General features: G+C 63.2%; 14 protein-coding genes. 9 read left to right on the top strand and 5 right to left on the bottom strand.

Annotation, left to right across the window (positions count from 1 at the left end; translation table 11 throughout):
- Positions 1–121: 121 nt before the first annotated feature.
- The 4 genes from ACWGS9_RS11110 to ACWGS9_RS11095 all read right to left on the bottom strand — a co-directional run bounded on the left by ACWGS9_RS11110 (position 122) and on the right by ACWGS9_RS11095 (position 3,379).
- Positions 122–898: an SDR family NAD(P)-dependent oxidoreductase gene (locus tag ACWGS9_RS11110; protein ID WP_454505288.1), complete on the bottom strand. Its 777-nt coding sequence runs from the start codon at positions 896–898 to the stop codon at positions 122–124.
- A gap of 18 nt (positions 899–916) precedes the next feature.
- On the bottom strand, positions 917–1,996 hold the full coding sequence (locus tag ACWGS9_RS11105) for a phosphotransferase family protein (RefSeq protein ID WP_454505287.1): 1,080 nt from the start codon (positions 1,994–1,996) through the stop codon (positions 917–919).
- Positions 1,993–2,478, bottom strand: a complete 486-nt coding sequence (locus ACWGS9_RS11100) for a MaoC family dehydratase (RefSeq protein WP_454505392.1) — start codon at positions 2,476–2,478, stop codon at positions 1,993–1,995. The genes ACWGS9_RS11105 and ACWGS9_RS11100 overlap by 4 nt, the downstream gene beginning before the upstream one ends.
- Positions 2,479–2,563: 85 nt before the next feature.
- A complete protein-coding gene (locus ACWGS9_RS11095; protein WP_454505286.1) occupies positions 2,564–3,379 on the bottom strand; it encodes an SDR family oxidoreductase in 816 nt (271 codons plus the stop codon).
- Between the two features lie 119 nt (positions 3,380–3,498).
- Between ACWGS9_RS11095 and ACWGS9_RS11090 the strand changes: the two genes are divergently transcribed.
- The 6 genes from ACWGS9_RS11090 to ACWGS9_RS11065 all read left to right on the top strand — a co-directional run bounded on the left by ACWGS9_RS11090 (position 3,499) and on the right by ACWGS9_RS11065 (position 9,257).
- Positions 3,499–4,740, top strand: coding sequence for an acyl-CoA dehydrogenase family protein (locus ACWGS9_RS11090; RefSeq protein ID WP_454505285.1), 1,242 nt, complete (start codon positions 3,499–3,501; stop codon positions 4,738–4,740).
- A gap of 5 nt (positions 4,741–4,745) precedes the next feature.
- Positions 4,746–5,783 carry a zinc-binding dehydrogenase gene (locus ACWGS9_RS11085; protein ID WP_454505284.1) on the top strand — a complete coding sequence of 346 codons (1,038 nt, stop codon included), beginning with the start codon at positions 4,746–4,748 and terminating at the stop codon, positions 5,781–5,783.
- A 301-nt stretch (positions 5,784–6,084) separates the two neighbouring features.
- Positions 6,085–7,074 carry a glycosyltransferase 87 family protein gene (locus ACWGS9_RS11080; protein WP_454505283.1) on the top strand — a complete coding sequence of 330 codons (990 nt, stop codon included), beginning with the start codon at positions 6,085–6,087 and terminating at the stop codon, positions 7,072–7,074.
- Positions 7,067–8,035: a glycosyltransferase family 2 protein gene (locus ACWGS9_RS11075; protein ID WP_454505282.1), complete on the top strand. Its 969-nt coding sequence runs from the start codon at positions 7,067–7,069 to the stop codon at positions 8,033–8,035. The genes ACWGS9_RS11080 and ACWGS9_RS11075 overlap by 8 nt, the downstream gene beginning before the upstream one ends.
- Positions 8,032–8,850 (top strand): ChbG/HpnK family deacetylase, encoded by an 819-nt coding sequence (locus ACWGS9_RS11070; protein WP_454505281.1) that lies wholly within the window; start codon positions 8,032–8,034, stop codon positions 8,848–8,850. The genes ACWGS9_RS11075 and ACWGS9_RS11070 overlap by 4 nt, the downstream gene beginning before the upstream one ends.
- Positions 8,847–9,257, top strand: a complete 411-nt coding sequence (locus tag ACWGS9_RS11065) for a GtrA family protein (protein ID WP_454505280.1) — start codon at positions 8,847–8,849, stop codon at positions 9,255–9,257. The genes ACWGS9_RS11070 and ACWGS9_RS11065 overlap by 4 nt, the downstream gene beginning before the upstream one ends.
- Positions 9,258–9,525: 268 nt before the next feature.
- Here the strand turns inward: ACWGS9_RS11065 and ACWGS9_RS11060 are convergent, their stop codons facing one another.
- Complete coding sequence (locus ACWGS9_RS11060) at positions 9,526–10,350, bottom strand: MurR/RpiR family transcriptional regulator (protein WP_454505279.1); 825 nt, start codon at positions 10,348–10,350, stop codon at positions 9,526–9,528.
- 143 nt (positions 10,351–10,493) lie between these two features.
- Here ACWGS9_RS11060 and ACWGS9_RS11055 point away from each other — a divergent pair, with 143 nt between their 5' ends.
- From ACWGS9_RS11055 to ACWGS9_RS11045, 3 genes are all read left to right on the top strand, one after another.
- On the top strand, positions 10,494–11,318 hold the full coding sequence (locus ACWGS9_RS11055; RefSeq protein ID WP_454505278.1) for an N-formylglutamate amidohydrolase: 825 nt from the start codon (positions 10,494–10,496) through the stop codon (positions 11,316–11,318).
- A 21-nt stretch (positions 11,319–11,339) separates the two neighbouring features.
- Positions 11,340–12,881 carry an amino acid permease gene (locus ACWGS9_RS11050; protein WP_454505277.1) on the top strand — a complete coding sequence of 514 codons (1,542 nt, stop codon included), beginning with the start codon at positions 11,340–11,342 and terminating at the stop codon, positions 12,879–12,881.
- An 81-nt stretch (positions 12,882–12,962) separates the two neighbouring features.
- A complete protein-coding gene (locus ACWGS9_RS11045) occupies positions 12,963–14,333 on the top strand; it encodes a glutamine synthetase family protein (protein ID WP_454505276.1) in 1,371 nt (456 codons plus the stop codon).
- Positions 14,334–14,357: the final 24 nt, after the last annotated feature.

The raw sequence follows: 14,357 nt of genomic DNA, 5'->3' as shown, positions 1-14,357 counted from the left end.
CTTTTATCGTTGGTTGCCTGACGAAATTATATACGCTGTACGGAAACGGGCAAGAGAGCGATCCGGTTCCGCTACGTTCGCTCCAACTCTCTGTTTTAACGCAGCTCTTTTCCTGAGTTGCTCAAATGGCACCGATGCCGCCGTCGAGCGCCAGCGTGTGGCCGGTCATGAAGGAATTGGCGGGATCGGCGAGGAACAGGACGCCGGTCGTGATCTCGTCGACCTCGCCGACACGCTTCATCGGCACGCCGCGGGTGAGCTCGGCAAGCGCTTCGGCTTCGGGTGCGCCGGTGAAACGGACGAAGCCGTCGACCATCGCCGTGCGTGTATGCGCCGGGCAGACAGCGTTGATGCGTATCCCTTTGCTGGCATATTCCACGGCCGCCGAGCGTGTCAGCCCGACGACGCCGTGCTTCGCGGCGGCATAGACCGAAAGCTTCGGTGCGCCCGAGAGGCCGGCGACCGAGGCGATGTTGACGATGACGCCGCCCTTGCCGCTTTCCCTGAACTGCCGTTCCATCCGCGGGATCTGGTGCTTCATGGCATAGAAGACGCCGAGCAGGTCGACCTCCACCACGCGGCGCGCCTCTTCCGAGGTCACCTGCGGCAGGCGTACGAAGCTGTGCACGACGCCGGCATTGTTGACGGCGATGTCGAGCCGGCCGAATTTTTCCGCGGCGAGCTGCACCAGATCCTCGGAGAGTTTCTCCTCGGCAATGTTGCCGGCAAGCACCGCCGTCTCGGCGTCAAGCGTCGAGGCGAAAGCGCTCAGCGCATTCTCGTCGAGATCGGAGAGCACCAACCGCGCGCCTTCGGCGGCGAAGGCCTTTGCCGCGCCGCTGCCGAGACCGCCGGTCGCACCGGTGATCAGCACCGTCATCCCATCGAAACGGCCCATCGCTCAGATCTCCCGTCTTCAGCTGTTCTTGTCGATCAGCTCCACCGCGAGCGCGGCGAGCAGTTGTACCGCTTGGCCGTAGGTCTTTGCCTTTTCCGGATTGGAGGCGTTGCCGTCCAGCGCGCGGCGATAGACGCCCTGGCAGATTGCCGCCAGCCGGAAGAAGGCGAAGGCCAGAAAGAAGGTCCAGTTGTCGATCGCCTCGATGCCGCGCCTGCGGCAGTAAGCGGCGACATAAGCCTGCTCGGAAGGCAGGCCGGCGGCAGCGCGATCGACACCGCCGAGGCCGCGAAAGCCTGAGGCATGCGGCAGACGCCATTGCATGCATTGATAGGCGAGGTCGGCGAAGGGGTGGCCGAGTGTCGACAACTCCCAGTCGAGCACCGCGATGACTTTCGGCGCGTCCGACGCGAACATCATGTTGTCCAGCCGGTAGTCGCCATGAACCAGGGAGACGCGGCCGTCATCGGCCGGCATATGCGTTTCGAGCCAAGCAATCAGCCGATCCATGTCGGCGATGGTTTCGGTTTCCGAAGCACGGTACTGGCTGGTCCAGCGGGCGAGCTGGCGCTCGAAATAGCTGCCGGGCTTGCCGAAATCGCCAAGGCCGACTGCGTGCACATCGACATCGTGCAGGGCGGCAAGCGTGGCATTCATGGCATCGTAGATCGCGGCGCGCTCGTCATTGCCCGAGGCATCCGGCAAGGACGGATCCCAGAAGATGCGGCCGTCGAGATACTCCATGACATAGAACATGCGGCCGACCGGGGACTCCTCGCCGGAGAGATGGAACATGCGCGGCACCGGCACAGCGGTTCCGGCAAGCGCCTGCATCACCCGGAACTCGCGGTCGACCTGATGAGCGGATTTCAACAGCTGCCCCGGGGGCTTGGCGCGCAGCACATAGCGACCGCTTTTGGCGGTGAGCAGATAAGTCGGATTGGATTGTCCGGACTTGAACTTCTCGATCGAGGATAATCCAGCAAAGCCTGGGATATGCGCTTCGAGGTAAGGCGCAAGCGCTGCTTGGTCGATCGCGAGCGACGACTTGTCGATCGCCAGCGACGACTTGTCTAAGGCATTAGCGTCGCCGCTCATGCGGTCTCGGGCTGGCGCTCGATCAGCGTCAGGGTCAGCCAGCGCGCGGTCAGCGCCGGCTTCTTCGATCCTTCGATCTCGATGGTCACGTCATGCGCCGTCTGTACCCAGCCGGACGGCCTCACCTTGACGTCCGCCAGCACGAAACGGGTGCGGATGCGCGAGCCGGTCTTCACTGGCGCCAGGAAACGCAGCGTATCGAAGCCGTGGTTGACACCCATCTTGGTGTTTTCCAGCGGCGGCATGGTCTCGAAGGTCATCGCCGACAAAAGCGACAGCGACAGGAAACCGTGCGCGATGGTGCCGCCGAACGGCGTCTCGCGCTCGGCGCGCTGCGGATCGCAATGGATGAACTGGTGGTCGTCGGTCGCATCGGCGAACTGATCGATCATGCGCTGCGTCACCGTTCGCCAGGGCGAGACGCCGACCTCCTTGCCGACGCTTGCCAGAAGCGTATCGAGACTGATCGGTTCCACGCTGATGTCCTCCGCACCCCCGCCCGGATTGCATTCCTTGAACCGGGCGCCCTATTCCTTGAACCCCGCCCGATTCCTTGAATCGGGCGCCTTATTCCTTGAACAAAGTCATCCCATGCTGCACCGACTGGCCGCCGTCGATCGGCAGGATGGCGCCGGTGACATAGCTGCCGGCGCGGCTGCACAAATAAAGCGTTGCGCCGGCAATGTCATCCGCCACGCCGATGCGGCCGAGCGGAACATGGTTACCGACATGTTTCGCCTGCTCCTTGGTGGCGGTGGCAAACGCCGTCATCCGGCTCTGGAAAGGACCCGGGGCAAAGGCGTTGACGGTGATGCGGCGAGCGGCGAACTCGATCGCCAGCGTGCGTGTCAAATGATGCACCGCCGCCTTGGAAGCAGCGTAGGAATAGGCGTCGTCGGCCAGCGGCTGGGTGCCCATCACCGAGCCCAGATTGATCACGCGGGCCGGATCGTCGTCTCCCGCGGCGGCGTCGAGCAGCGGCAGGAGCTCCCTGGTCAGGTGGAAGACGGCGGTGACGTTGACGCCGAATACCTTGGCCCAGGCGTGGTAAGGGAACTCCTGCAGCGGCGCGCCCCAGGAAATGCCGGCATTGTTGATCAGGATGTGCAGGCGCTCCGTGCGCGCTTTGACCTCGGCTACAAGTGCCGCGATGCCGGCTTCGCTGGACACGTCGCCGGCAAAGCCCTCGGCATGGCCGGAGCCGCCGAGCGCGTTCAATTCGTTGGCGACTTTTGCGCAATCCTCGCCCTTGCGCGAGGCGATCATCACATGAGCGCCGGCACGCACCAGCCCGGTCGCCACCATGCGGCCGATACCGGTCGCCGCACCCGTCACCAGCGCGGTCTTGCCGGTGACCGAGAACAGCTTGTCCAGATAGCTCATCGCATTCCTCTGCATTCCGCCCGGCCGGGACCCGCCCAAGGACTCACGTTGACAAGGCTAGCCGAAGTACGGTCATCCTTGCCACGGGTAAAGATTTATCTTCGGAAAGGCTGGAAGCGATGGCGGATATGAATCTCGGCATGACCGAGCGGCTGAAGCCAATCCATCAGCGGGTGGCGGCGATGGTGCGCGACGAGATCGCGCCGCTCGGCGAGGCGTTTCTCGCCGAAATCGGCAAGAATGGCGACCGCTGGGCCTATACGGCCAGGCAGGCGGAGATCCTGGAAGGATTGAAGAAGACGGCGCGGGAGCGCGGGCTGTGGAACTTCTGGCTGACCGATTCCAAGCGTGGCTACGGCCTTTCCACCGTCGAATACGCCTATCTGGCGGAGGAGATGGGCAAGGCGCATCTCGGCGCCGAGACCTTCAACTGCTCGGCGCCCGACACCGGCAACATGGAGGTGCTGGAGCGCTACGGATCGGACGCGCACAAGCGGGACTGGCTGGAGCCGCTGCTCGAGGGCCGGATACGCTCCGCCTATCTGATGACCGAGCCGGACGTCGCCTCCTCGGATGCGACGAATATTTCGATGCGCTGCGAGCGGCAGGGCGGCGATTATGTGCTGAACGGCGAAAAATGGTGGGCCTCGGGCGCCGGCGATCCGCGCTGCGCCATCTATATCGTCATGGTCAGGACCGGATCGGACAAGGAGCCGCAGCATCGCCGGCATTCGATGATCCTGGTGCCCTCCAACAGCAAGGGCATCACCAGGTTGCGGCCAATGCAGGTCTATGGCGACGACGACGCCCCACACGGCCATATGCATCTCAGATTCGACAATGTACGGGTACCGGCGGCGAACCTGATCCTCGGCGAGGGCAGGGGGTTCGAGATCGCGCAGGGGCGACTTGGGCCCGGCCGCATCCATCACTGCATGCGCGCCATCGGCCAGGCCGAGATGGCGCTTGAGATGCTGTGCCAGCGCTCGGTGCGGCGCGAGGCCTTCGGCCAGCCGCTGGCAAAGCTTGGCGCCAATTTCGACATCATCGCCGAATGCCGAATGGAGATCGAGATGGCGAGGCTGCTCTGCCTGAAGGCGGCCTGGATGATCGACCAGGGCGATGCGCGCGCCGCCGCGCCCTGGATCAGCCAGATCAAGGTGGTGGCACCGCGCGTCGCACTGAAGGTCACGGACGAGGCGGTGCAGATGTTCGGCGCGCAAGGCATCAGCCAGGACACGCCGCTCGCCCGCTCCTGGACGCATTTGAGGACGCTGCGGCTGGCCGACGGGCCGGACGCCGTGCACCGGCGCCAGGTGGCGCGCACGGAACTGAAGAAATACACGCAGGAAAAGGTCTGACAGCCATGACGCTTCCATCGCAAATGCAGGGTCTGCTGCTTGTCGGCGACGGCTATACGAGGACACCTTCAGCGGCCGCGCTGGAGGCGATGGAACCCTATCTCCAACCCGGCAGCATCGCGGTGCCGGCGCCCGGTCCGTCGCAGGCGCTGATCAAGGTCGGCCTCGCCTCGATCAATCCGTCCGACATTGCCTTCATCAAGGGCCAGTACGGCCAGCCGCGGGTAAAGGGCCGCCCGGCAGGTTTCGAAGGCGTCGGCGTCGTCGTCGCCACCGGCGACGACGCCTATGCCAGGAGCCTTGCTGGAAAACGCGTCGCCTTTGCCACCGGCGTGTCGAACTGGGGGGCATGGGCCGATTATGCGGTTGCCGACGCCGCGTCCTGCATACCGCTCATCGACACCGTACGCGACGAGGATGCCGCCGCGATGATCGTCAATCCGCTGACCGCTTTGGCCATGTTCGACATCGTCAAGCAGGAGGGCGAAAAAGCCTTCGTCATGACCGCGGGCGCCAGCCAGCTCTGCAAGCTGATCATCGGGCTGGCTAAGGAGGAGGGCTTCAGGCCGATCGTCACCGTGCGCCGCGATGAGCAGATCCCGCTGCTGAAGGATCTCGGCGCCGCCCATGTGCTCAACGAGAAGGCGGCGGATTTCGAGGTGGCACTGCGCGAAGCAATGAAGGCCGAGCAGCCGCGCATCTTCCTCGACGCGGTCACCGGCCCGCTGGCTTCGACCATCTTCAATGCCATGCCGAAGCGCGCTCGCTGGATCGTCTATGGCCGGCTCGACGCCGAGCCGACGGTGATCCGCGAGCCCGGCCAACTGATCTTCCAGCACAAGCGCGTCGAAGGTTTCTGGCTGGCCGAATGGATGCGCCAGTTCCGCGACAGGCTGGGCCCGGCGGTGCTGGAAGCGCAGAAGCGCTTTTCCGACGGACGCTGGTCGACCGACGTCACCGCGGTCGTGCCGCTGGACGAGGCGATGGCGCGACTGCCGGCTGAACTGGCCAAACCCAACGGAAAGGTGTTCATAAGGCCATGATGTCGGCAGGCGACGGGCTTGCGGCCGCTATGCCGCGCTGTTTTCGCCATGGTATGCCGGCCGCCATCAAAATGCCGGGACGGTGCTCAACTGATCCCGCTTGGAGCATTGCGTGGGGCATTCGATGACGATTTCCAAGCCGGTTTTCGACCGTTTGGGGTTTTGGCTGTGGGTTGGGTCGTTTCTTGTTGTGCTCGGCCTTGTGCTATGGTCGCCCAATACGCGTTCGGTGGTCCATATCTATAGACATGGCAGTGAAGCTTTTCTGAGCAGCCAACCGCTGTATCAAGTCGAAGTCGCCATGGGATATCTATACGCTCCCGCCTTCGCCGTCCTCTACGTTCCCCTGCTGAAGCTCGGGCCGTATATGGGCAATTTTTTATGGCACGCGCTGGGCTTCGGGGTGCTTACCTTTGCCGCGATGCGTCAGGCGCGCAAGGTCGGCGGCCAGGAGCAGACATGGCTGCTGTCCTTCGGTCTCTTCCTTGCCTTGCCGGTTTCGCTGGCGGCGCTTCGCAACGGCCAGGCGACGATCCTGCTCACCGGAGCGTGCTGGTTTCTCACGCTGTCGGCACTCGAGGGGCGCCGGGCCGAAAGCTTCTTCTGGGCCTCGCTTGCGATCATTGCCAAGCCCACGGCGATCATCATGCTGCTCCTGGCGGGGGCGCTGCGTCCCAGGTTGATACCGGTGCTGGCGCTGGCGGTCCTTGTCGTGCTCGCCATCCCCTATGGCTTTGCGTCCACGGGCTATGTCAACGCCCAGTACCACGATTTCTTCCGGATGCTGACTTCGATGGCGGTCGACCCAACCGGCCCCTTCGTCCCGGCCGACTTCACTGCGCCTTTCACAAGGCTTGGGATGACGCTTCCGGAGTTTGACGCGACGATCGTGCGCTTCGTCGCGGGCTTGCTTACGCTGTGGGTGGTGCTCCAGTTCGACCGCAGGCTGGACCCGAACGTCAGCGGGCTCGCCATCTTCCTGGTTGCGGCATTCTACATGTGCGTCTTCAATCCGCGGGTCGAGCAGAACACCTATGCCATGGTGGCGGTGCCAGCCGGCCTCTCCATCGCCCTGCTGTGGCAGGAGAAGCGGGCCGGCACCATGCGCTGGTTGCTGGCGGCGCTTCTTTTCGCTACCGGTCTGACCAGTATCGATGGCCGGCTGCACGATCTCTTCCACCCGTGGTTCCGGCCAATCAGCATCAGTATAATCGCTTGCGTTCTCATCGGTTGGTTCTTGACGCGCGGCAGCGAGAAGATGCCGGCCGCCGGGTCCGTCGCACATGGCTGAAATGCTCGACATCATCGCGCCGTTCTTCAACGAGGCCGAATCCGCTGTTGCCTTCGTCGGGTTGCTCGACAAGCTCGAGGCGGCCGTGGCGGAGCGCTTCGGCATGACGGTCCGCAAGATACTCGTCGACGACGGCAGCCGCGACGGCAGCGCCGAGACATTCGCGGCGACATTGTCGGGTTCCTGGGAGATCGTGCGGCTCAGCCGCAATTTCGGCAAGGAAGCGGCGGTGCTCGCCGGCCTGGACCATTCCCGGGGCGACATGGTCCTGATCATGGACTCCGACCTCCAGCATTCCATGGATATCAGCCTGAAGATGATCGGCGAACTGGTCGAGAATCCGCAGATCGATGTCGTCTACGCGCAGAACGATCGGCGCGAGGGGAGCTGGCGGCGCAGCCAGCTGGCGCGGCTCTTCTACAAGCTGATCAACAGCAGCCAGCGCTTCGATATTCCCGAGAATGCCGGAGACTTCCGCGTCATGCGCGGCGCGGTGGCGCGTGCCTTGACCAGCGTGCGCGACAAGCGTCGTTTCAACAAGGGCCTGTTCGCCTGGGCCGGCTTCCGCCAGAAGGCAGTGCTCTATTCGCCGGAAAACCGCGCCAGCGGCACGTCGAAATGGAGCAGGTTCAACCTGATCGCGTTCTCCCTGGAAGGGTTCACCTCGTTTTCGGTGATTCCGCTGCGCGTCATCAGCCTTGTCGGATTGCTGGCGGCGTTTGCCGGTCTCGCCTATGGCGCGAAGGTGCTCTTCGAGGTGCTGTTCTACGGCGTCGCCGTGCCCGGCTATCCCAGCATCATGGTCGCCGTCGTGTTGCTTGGCGGCCTCAACCTGGCGCTGCTCGGCCTGATCGGCGAATATGTCTGGGTCACGCTCAGCGAAAGCAAGGATCGGCCCGTCTACATCGTGCGCGATGTCCTCCACGGCAATGTCGCCGAGCAGGTCGCTCCCGGCAAATGATCCGGTCGATCCGCCTGATCGCCGACGACTACGGGCTGGCGCCGGGCGTATCGGGCGCGATTCTCGACCTGATCGAGCGCGGCCGCCTGACCGGAACCGGCTGCATGACCGGCTTTCCCGAATGGCAAGAGGCGGCGGCGTGCATAAGGCCGCTTCGCAAAAGGGCGGCCGTCGGCTTGCATCTGACCCTCACGGATCAGATCGCTGCGACCGGTTCATCCAGCCTGGCGCCGGATGGCAAGTTGCCAAGACTCGCTTCCCTTGCGCTGCCGGTGCGGCGCGGGCGTATCGACGAGCGGGACGTCCATGCCGAGCTCGACACCCAGTACGAGCGCTTCACCGAAGCGCTGGCCGGCCCGCCCGATTATATCGACGGGCACCAGCATGTGCATTTTCTTCCCGTGGTGCGAAATTGGTTGCTCGCGCGTTTTGCGGCGGCCGCTCATAAACCTGCGCTCCGGGGTGCGCCGGGGCTTTCCGGCCTGGACGCGGCGGCCAAGATTGCGGCGATCGCCACGCTGGCGGCGGGCTTCAACAGATCGATGCAGCGGGCCGGCTTTAGCGTGATGACACCGCTCTGCGGCATCTATGACTGGCGGCAGCCGGCGAAATTCGCTTCAACGCTGCGCGCCGCGATCGAGACCTTGCCCGAACAAGGGGTGTTCATGTGCCATCCGGGCCATGTCGATGAGACGTTGCGCGCGCGCGACCCGATGCAGGGCGTGCGTGAGGTCGAATTTGCGGTTCTCTCCTCGGAGGATTTCAGCGCCAGCCTCGACCGGGCCGGAGTCCGCGTCATGGACGCAGGCGCATGAGAAATGCCGGCCAGCCGCAGCGTTCGACCGGCAACAAGATCGTCCGCTTCGTGTTGGTCGGGCTGGTCAACACCGGCATCGACCTCACCGCATTTTTCCTGCTGCTCAAGCTCGCGGCTCCGGCTTTGGCCGCCAATGTCGGCGCCTGGTTCGTTGCGGTCCTCTTCTCCTTCGTGGCGAACCGGTTCTGGTCGTTCGAGCGGGACCCGGGCATCCGGCTGCACCAATCCTTCCTGCGCTTCGTCTCGCTGGGAGCGCTGATTTCGCTTGGCGTTTCCAGTCTTTCGATCGCCGTCCTGGCAGGGGCCGTCGGCGTGTGGCCGGCCAAGATCATCGGCGTCGCGGTGGCGGCCGTGCTGAACTTCCTGGCGGCACGCTGGTCGATCGAGGGCCGGCTATTCAAATAGCCTACTCGGCAGGATCGACGTGAGGACCTGATCCAACCATGGTCTTCCGAAACCGGCTATCATAGTCTGACGTAGGCGGCTTCCTCGAGCTCGCGCTTCAGACGCGCTTCCTCATGGCCAACCCCTCGATCTCGATCTTTACCGAATTTTCGCGGAAGCCGAACCCGCTAGGGCGGTTCAGCGTTTCACAGAATCGCCCAACCGCTCTACGTTTTGTTGCTGCGCAATTCCGGACGGAAAACCGCCACGCACTTTTCCTGGAATTGCTCTAGCGCAAGCTCTCCAGGTCGCGGATGCGCTTGGCGCCGGCGGCTTCCAATTGCCGCGTGACGGCACCGATCAGCGTTTCGGCGACGACGAAGAGAGCGGCTGACGAATCCCAGGCCGAGGGCACGGCGGTGCGTCCGGCGATCACATGGCGGGCCAAGCGGGCGATCGGCGAAAGCCACTGGTCGGTGAAGAGAATGATCTGGACGCCGCGATGATGAGCCTTCTCGGCAAAGCGGAAGAGACTTTCCTGGTAGCGGCGGATGTCGAAGATCACCAGAACGTCGCGCTTGCCCATGTCGATCAGGCGGTCGCGCCAGATGCTCTCCTGGCCAGCGAGGTGATAGACATCCGGCTGGATGATGGCGAGGTGGGCGGCCATATAGCGCGCCAGAGGATCGGTGAAGCGGCCGCCGATCAGGAAGGTCTTGCCGCGCCGCTCGGCAAGCCGTGCGGCTATGTCGGCGAGCTGCTTGTCGGTGAGGTGCCGGAACGTCTCGCGCATATTGTCGAGCGTCGCCTCCAGCATCGGCGAGACGGCGCCGCCGGTCGAACTCGGATTGAGCGTGCGCGAAGCGGGCGACTGCAATTGCGCCGCCAGCTCATCCTGCAGCGCCGACTGGAATTCGGGATAGTTCTGGAAGCCGAGCCTGGCGACGAAACGCAGGATCGTCGGCGAGGACACGCCCGCAGCGGTGGAGAATTCGGCGACGGTCTTCAGCCCGGTCAAAGGGTAGTTGGCAATCAGCGTCTGGGCGGCGCGGCGCTCGCCGGCCGGCATCGTGGCGATGCGGTCAGAGATCAGTTCGGCAATGCTGGAAATCATGGTTTTCCCCCACGCGTTGACCCGCCGCCGCCGTTTTCCCGAATTCGCGTTTGACAAAGCCTGCTAAACTGTATGAAATCATTCACAGGGACGCAATGAGACAAAATACGTAACATAAGATACAGCGTTCCGCAGGGGACGATATGGAGAAAGCTCGGCCCGCTAGCCTTGCACCGTCTGAAACCGTGAGGGTGACCAACCCCGGCGGATTCAGCCCCTTCGTCTTCACCTGCGACCACGCTTCCAATGTCCTCCCCGCCGAATTCGGAACGCTCGGCCTGCCGGCCGAGGCGCTTTCGCGCCATATCGCCTGGGACCCCGGCGCGCTTCCCGTCGCCAGCCGTATGGCGGAGGCGCTTGACGCCACTTTGATCGAGACGCGGATTTCGCGCCTCGTCATCGATTGCAATCGGCCGCTCGATGCGCCGGACTTGATATTGGAAGTCAGTGTGAGCGAAAAGATCGTGGTTCCTGCCAATCAGGATCTTTCGACTGCCGAAAGAGAGGCGCGCATTGCTCTCGCCTGGCGCCCGTTCCACGACACGATCGCCCAGATCATCGACCAGCGTCTGGCGCGTGGCCAGGAGACGTGGCTCGTGTCGGTCCACTCCTTCACGCCGCTCTTCAAGGGCAAGAACCGGCCCTGGCATATCGGCATCATCCATGACGACGATCGCCGCCTGGCGGCGCCCTTGATCGCGGCGCTGCAGCGGCTTGCCGGCGTCACGGTCGGCATCAACGAACCCTATTCGCCGGCCGACCGCGTCTATTTCACGCTGGAACGGCACGCGCGCTCTCGCGGCCTTGCCTGCGCGATGATCGAAATCCGCAACGACGAAATCTCCGGCGAGACCGGGCAGCGGAAATGGGCGGATCTGCTCACAGGTATCTTTTCTAATCTGGAGCCCGAGGAGGCCAGGGGCTCCCGACAAGGCGCAATGGGAAAATCAGTACAATCGGCCAGCTAAGAAATTAAAAGGGGACTTCAAATGGCAGCACCTGATCACACAGACAAATCTGAGGACGTCAAAATCCTTCACAGCATGGGCTACGCCCAGGAATTGGCGCGCCGCATGAGCGGCTTCTCCAACTTTGCCATTTCCTTTTCGATCATTTGCATTCTGGCCGGCGGCATCACGTCATTCCCGCTGGCCATGGGCACCGGCAGCGGCTTCGAGGCAACCATCGGCTGGGTTATCGGTGGTGTCTTCGCCCTTGTGGTCGCGGCTTCGCTTGGCCAGATCGGCTCGGCCTATCCTACCGCCGGGGGCCTCTATCACTGGTCCTCGATTCTCGGCGGGCGCGGCTGGGGCTGGGCGACGGCCTGGATCAATTTGCTCGGCCTGATCTTCGTCGTCGCGTCGGTGAATGTCGGCGTCTATCTGCTCTTTCAGGGTCTCGTCGCGGGACCGATCTTCGGCTGGGACACCTCAACCTGGGGCTTCTGGCAGCAGACGCTGGCCGTCGTTCTCATCACCATCACCCAAGGTCTGTTCAATCATCTCGGCATCAAGACGACGACAATGTTGACCGACTTTTCCGGTTATCTCATCCTCGTTGTCGCGGTCGTGCTGACGCTGACCTTCCTGATCTGGGGCGCGCATGGCTTCGATCTTTCGCGGCTGACGACCTTCGTCAACACGACCGGCGATCTCGGTGGCGGCTATGTTCCGACGGCCCGCACGGCGCTCGTGGCGTTCCTGATCGGCCTTCTCTATCCGCTTTATACGATCACGGGCTTTGACGCCTCGGCGCACACCGCCGAGGAAACGCACAATGCCCGCGTTGCCGTGCCCAGAGGCATGATCCATGCAGTGCTGTGGTCGCTCGTTTTCGGCTTCGTCATGGCGGTGTCGTTCGTGCTGGCGAGCCCCGATCTGGCGGCAACCGCCAAGGACGGCGGCAATGCCTGGTTCAACCTGTTCAACAACCTGCCGGCGCCGACCTGGCTGAAGGACCTGCTCGGCATCAGCATTGTGGTGTCGAATTACCTGTGCGCGCTGGCCGGACTCACTTCGACCTCGCGCATGATCTTCGCCTTCTCACGTGACGGCGGTCTGCCGGGGTCATCTCTGTGGAAGCAGGTTTCGCCGACGTGGCGCACGCCTGTCCCGGCCATTTGGCTCGGGGTTGTGCTATCGATCGCCGCTACCCTCTATTCGCCGGCGTTCGCGGCGCTTGCAGCAGGCTGTGCTCTCTTCCTCTACGTCTCCTATGCCATGCCGGTGGCGGCAGGCCTGCTTGCGGAAGGCAAGAGCTGGACCGAGTTCGGTCCGTTCCGCCTCGGTGTCTGGTCAAAGCCTTTCGCCATCATCACTGTGCTGGGTGTTCTGGTGCTGATGTATGCCGGCATCCAGCCACCCTTCGACATCCTGATCAACTATGCCATCGGGTTGATCATTCTGCTCGTGGTTCTGTGGTTCGGTATCGAATCGCGCCGCTTCAAGGGCCCGCCGATCGGTGCCGACATCGCTCGTCGCGCGGCGGAGATCGCGGCCGCGGAAAAAGCCGTCGGCCAGACCGCGAACTAACCGCAACGCAAGATCTCCCCGGCCGGCGCAAGCCGGCCGGGGAGTGTTGGACAATCAGTTTCAGCTTGAGGGTGCTAAGAAATGGCCGGGAATTTCTCGTTCGATCAGTTGAAGAAAGCGGTCTCCAATGGCGAGATCGACACGGTGCTGGCCTGCATCGTCGATATGCAGGGCCGGCTCTCGGGAAAACGCTTTCTGGCCCAGTATTTCGTCGATTCCGCGCATGGCGAGACGCATGGCTGCAACTATCTGCTGGCCTGCGACATCGATATGGAGCCGGTGCCGGGCTACAAGGCGGCGAGCTGGTCGAAGGGCTATGGCGACTTCGTCATGAAGCCGGATCTGTCGACGCTGCGGCGCATTCCGTGGCTGGAGAAGACGGCGCTGGTCATCTGCGACGTGCTCGACCATCACACGCATGACGACCTCGCGCACTCGCCGCGCGCCATCCTGAAGAAGCAGGTCAAGCGCCTGCAGGAGCGCGGCTATATCGGCTATTTCGCTTCCGAGCTCGAATTCTACCTGTTCAGCGAAACCTACGATTCGGCGCGCAAGAAGCACTGGCAGGGTCTCGACTCGGCTTCGCCCTATATCGGCGACTACCAGATCGGCATCACCAGCAAGGAAGAAGGCGTCATGCGCCGGCTTCGCAACGAGATGGAAGCGGCCGGAATTCCGATCGAGAATTCCAAGGGCGAGTGGGGTCCCGGCCAGGAAGAAATCAATGTGCGCTATGCCGAGGCGCTCGACATGGCCGACCGCCATGTCATCCTGAAGAACGGCGCCAAGGAGATCGCCGATTCCGAAGGCAAGGCCATCTCCTTCATGGCCAAGTACAATTACGGGCTTGCCGGCAATTCCAGCCACATCCACAATTCGCTGTGGAGCGCCGACGGCAAGGCGCCGCTTTTCTTCGACAAGAAGGCAGACTGGACGCTGTCGGGTCTCGGCCAGCAATGGGCGGCCGGCCAGCTCAAATACGCCAAGGAATTCACCTGGTTCCTGGCGCCCTACATCAACTCTTACAAGCGCTTCCAGGCCGGCACTTTCGCGCCGACCAAGATCATGTGGAGCGAGGATAACCGCACCGCCGGCTTCCGGCTCTGTGGCGAGGGCACCAGGGGCATCCGCATGGAATGCCGCATCGGCGGTGCCGACCTCAACCCCTACCTCGCCTTCGCGGCGCTGATCGCGTCCGGCCTTGCCGGCATCGACGAGAAGCTGGAGTTGCAGAAGCCGTTTGTCGGCGACGCCTACCAGGCTTCGCGCCTGCCCGAGATCCCAAAGACTTTGCGCGACGCCACCGAGACGCTGGCCAAGTCGAAGATGCTGAAGCAGGCCTTCGGCGACGATGTGATCGAGCACTATGTGCACACTGCACGCTGGGAGCAGTTCGAATACGACCGCCGCATCACGGATTGGGAACTGCACCGGGGGTTCGAGAGATACTAGAAAGATAGTAATATACTATGGCTA

The organism is Mesorhizobium sp. Arg314, from assembly GCF_053714275.1.
The sequence above is the reverse complement of the archived record's forward strand: the minus strand, read 5'-3'. Positions and strand labels throughout refer to the sequence as shown.

What these genes read in the sequence shown, in the direction of transcription:
- ACWGS9_RS11045 (WP_454505276.1), top strand. Translation starts at nt 12,963, where the DNA reads ATGGCCGGGAATTTCTCGTTCGATCAGTTGAAGAAAGCGGTCTCCAAT.
- ACWGS9_RS11055 (WP_454505278.1), top strand. Translation starts at nt 10,494, where the DNA reads ATGGAGAAAGCTCGGCCCGCTAGCCTTGCACCGTCTGAAACCGTGAGG.
- ACWGS9_RS11075 (WP_454505282.1), top strand. Translation starts at nt 7,067, where the DNA reads ATGGCTGAAATGCTCGACATCATCGCGCCGTTCTTCAACGAGGCCGAA.
- ACWGS9_RS11080 (WP_454505283.1), top strand. Translation starts at nt 6,085, where the DNA reads ATGGGATATCTATACGCTCCCGCCTTCGCCGTCCTCTACGTTCCCCTG.
- ACWGS9_RS11110 (WP_454505288.1), bottom strand. Translation starts at nt 898, where the DNA reads ATGGGCCGTTTCGATGGGATGACGGTGCTGATCACCGGTGCGACCGGC.
- ACWGS9_RS11060 (WP_454505279.1), bottom strand. Translation starts at nt 10,350, where the DNA reads ATGATTTCCAGCATTGCCGAACTGATCTCTGACCGCATCGCCACGATG.
- ACWGS9_RS11070 (WP_454505281.1), top strand. Translation starts at nt 8,032, where the DNA reads ATGATCCGGTCGATCCGCCTGATCGCCGACGACTACGGGCTGGCGCCG.
- ACWGS9_RS11095 (WP_454505286.1), bottom strand. Translation starts at nt 3,379, where the DNA reads ATGAGCTATCTGGACAAGCTGTTCTCGGTCACCGGCAAGACCGCGCTG.
- ACWGS9_RS11105 (WP_454505287.1), bottom strand. Translation starts at nt 1,996, where the DNA reads ATGAGCGGCGACGCTAATGCCTTAGACAAGTCGTCGCTGGCGATCGAC.
- ACWGS9_RS11050 (WP_454505277.1), top strand. Translation starts at nt 11,340, where the DNA reads ATGGCAGCACCTGATCACACAGACAAATCTGAGGACGTCAAAATCCTT.
- ACWGS9_RS11090 (WP_454505285.1), top strand. Translation starts at nt 3,499, where the DNA reads ATGGCGGATATGAATCTCGGCATGACCGAGCGGCTGAAGCCAATCCAT.
- ACWGS9_RS11065 (WP_454505280.1), top strand. Translation starts at nt 8,847, where the DNA reads ATGAGAAATGCCGGCCAGCCGCAGCGTTCGACCGGCAACAAGATCGTC.
- ACWGS9_RS11085 (WP_454505284.1), top strand. Translation starts at nt 4,746, where the DNA reads ATGACGCTTCCATCGCAAATGCAGGGTCTGCTGCTTGTCGGCGACGGC.